The sequence below is a fragment of the Synechococcus sp. PCC 7336 genome (assembly GCF_000332275.1).
Taxonomy (GTDB): domain Bacteria; phylum Cyanobacteriota; class Cyanobacteriia; order Thermostichales; family PCC-7336; genus PCC-7336.
The window spans coordinates 1,156,002-1,158,553 of sequence record NZ_CM001776.1 but is presented as its reverse complement, the minus strand read 5'-3'; the positions used below and the strand labels follow the sequence as shown (position 1 = coordinate 1,158,553).

The following is a 2,552-nucleotide window of genomic DNA, read 5'->3' as shown; positions in this document are numbered from 1 at the left end:
CCCCCGCACCATCACCGCCCGCCGTTTCTATCTGGCTCATTTCATCAATTGGTCCGCTCAGCGCTCCCTCTTGCGGCCTCCCGAGATCACTAAGCCCATTCTGGAGCGCTATCAGCGCTTTCTCTATCACTACCGTCAACCCAACGGCAAACCCCTTTCCTTCCGCTCTCAACACAACTATCTGGTGGCCGTGCGAGCCTGGTTTAAGTGGCTCTCGCGACAGAATCACATTCTCTACAATCCCGCCAGCGAGATAGAGTTGCCCAAGCTCGAGACCCGACTACCCAAGGCCATTCTGTCTCAGAAGGAAGCCGAACAAGTTCTCAGCCAGCCGGATGTCAACCAGGCGATAGGCTTGCGAGACCGAGCCATGCTAGAAACGTTCTACAGCACGGGTATTCGCCGCCTGGAGATGATTCACTTAGCGCTCGAAGACCTCGATGGCGAGCGGGGTACTTTGATGGTGCGTCAGGGGAAAGGACGCAAGGACCGCATGATTCCCATTGGCGCTCGGGCCGTAGCTTGGATAGAGAAATATCTGGCTGATGTGCGGCCCCATCTCTGTTGCGGTCATGAGGATGGCCGTTTGTTTCTGTCTCATCTGGGGGAGCCGCTGACCCCCAACCGCTTGACTCAGTTGGTTCGCTCCTATGTCGATAAGGCTGAGCTGGGCAAGACGGGGAGTTGTCATTTGTTCCGTCACACGATGGCGACGCTCATGCACGAGAATGGGGCCGATATCCGTCACATTCAGGCGATGCTGGGTCACGTCAGTCTCGATACCACTCAGATTTACACCCAGGTCTCGATTAAGAAGCTCAAGCAGGTTCATACCCTCACTCACCCGGCTCGCTCCGAGCGCTCGCTCTCCGTCGATTGGGATGGACAGACTGAAGAGACACCCGCCACAGCCGATGAGTTATTCGCCACCTTAGCCGCCGAACAGTTGGACGAGCAGTAGAATTGATTCAAATCTTGCCTCGGGGGGCTTGCTCAAATAACAATCATCACCGTCTTTTTCCTTAGCCGCTCAAACCCAGTATTTATCGGAGAAAATCACATCTAAAAAGTGAATCGTCTCTGACTCAATTATTGGCCCAAATAGTGGTCCTGGTAGATTCATTGGTGACCTTGATGATCTGACTAGTGCTGAAAGAACATTTGTTGATAGGCAAGTAGCGAGAGGAAGACAAATTAATAGTATTCCACGAGGTGAGAATCGAACTCCTGACTTTGATATTGATGGAACTATTGTTGAACTAAAAACTATTTCTGGTGTACAGGATACAACTTCAGATGGAATCTCTGGAGCTATAGCAAGTCGTGTGATGGATGGACGAGGTCAGGCTGCGAATATTTTTGTAGATGCAACCAATCAACCTGGTATAACGCAGGAAATAGCCGAAAGAGGAGTTCGCCGTGCTTTCGGAGCAGATAACAGGCTAGGAGGAAGAATTCAGTCAATTACTGTTGAAGGTCCTAATTTTGAAGTAGTTGTTCCAAGGAAATAATCAACATGAATGAACAAGATATACAGGAAATTAGATCGAGATTAAAGAAAGCGAGAAAGCATAATATTTATAACGATAGGCATGCTTGCTGCTGGCAAGGATATCTTGCAGCTCTTCTAGAGTGGGATTTGATTTCTCCAAATCAACACAAAAAATTGTCAGAAGAGATCCCAGTTGACACCCCAGATCCATCTATAAATATTTTCCTTGGCTATGAGTGATCTCGAATGATTGAAACGACTTAGGTGTAACAGGCACGAATGGCACTGAGTTAAGGAGTAATCTGGCATCGATAGCCATGCATTTCCAAGGGGTTCAGCCTCTGAGCTGGTCTTATTTCAGTATCATTCGTAACAGGCACTTCTCAATATCGTTATTGTAAACTTTCTGTGCCCCGAGGCTGATACGGTAATGAAGTCGCTTTGCTCCGCCTGTTCCGCATCGCCGGTGATCAAGCGCACGGTCGTGCAACGGCAATGCTAGTCCCCCCACCCGCGCTAATCGCGCCTCCCAATTCGCGCCAAGCCGCCCCCGCGCAACCCCGCTAATGCCCAACAGTGCCATCAACGAAGCGGGGGCAACGCACCCACCCACCCGCCGTAGCTGCTTGGCGCGGGGATAAAACCATAAGGCGCGACTCATTGAGATTTCTTTGCTCCTCAAAGGTAAGAGCAGGTAAACCTGCCCTCACCTTCGAGGTCAAACATTAATTTTCCGGCTAACTTTGGCTTGCTAACTCCCGCTGACTAGCTGCCTGTCTCAACATAGATTGTTTAGCCGCATGTCTTAGGATTAACCCTTCTAAAAGCCCCTTCGCCAGAGCTTTATCCTCTTCGTCAAAATCCCGAATCGCCTCAAATTGGAGTTTTAGCTGCTCATCTGGTCCGCGCTCGTCGCCTTCGAACACTAGATCGTCCAAACTGATGTGCAAAGTCTTCGCCAGCTTCACTAGAGAGCTTAGGGTCGGCTGCCCAGACCCAGACTCGTAGTTCTTGATCTGGTTGACGTGCAATTCTACAGCGTCAGCCAATTGCTGCTGTG

At 50.3% G+C, this 2,552-nt stretch carries 4 protein-coding genes; 3 read left to right on the top strand and 1 reads right to left on the bottom strand.

Translation table 11 applies throughout. The annotated features are described in order from the left end of the window. The 3 genes from xerC to SYN7336_RS30580 form a co-directional block, all read left to right on the top strand. On the top strand, window positions 1-961 hold a 961-nt coding region (xerC, locus tag SYN7336_RS24605; RefSeq protein ID WP_017324961.1), incomplete at its 5' end, for a site-specific tyrosine recombinase XerC. Window positions 962-1,073: 112 nt separating this feature from the next. Further along, on the top strand, window positions 1,074-1,511 hold the full coding sequence (locus SYN7336_RS31435; RefSeq protein ID WP_162139140.1) for a hypothetical protein: 438 nt from the start codon (window positions 1,074-1,076) through the stop codon (window positions 1,509-1,511). A 5-nt stretch (window positions 1,512-1,516) separates the two neighbouring features. Further along, window positions 1,517-1,732, top strand: coding sequence for a hypothetical protein (locus SYN7336_RS30580; RefSeq protein WP_156820040.1), 216 nt, complete (start codon window positions 1,517-1,519; stop codon window positions 1,730-1,732). Window positions 1,733-2,229: 497 nt separating this feature from the next. On the opposite strand, the gene SYN7336_RS24600 is transcribed toward SYN7336_RS30580, so the two are convergent. Further along, on the bottom strand, window positions 2,230-2,552 hold a 323-nt coding region (locus tag SYN7336_RS24600; RefSeq protein WP_017324958.1), incomplete at its 5' end, for a helix-turn-helix domain-containing protein.

What these genes read in the sequence shown, in the direction of transcription:
- SYN7336_RS30580 (WP_156820040.1), top strand. Translation starts at nt 1,517, where the DNA reads ATGAATGAACAAGATATACAGGAAATTAGATCGAGATTAAAGAAAGCG.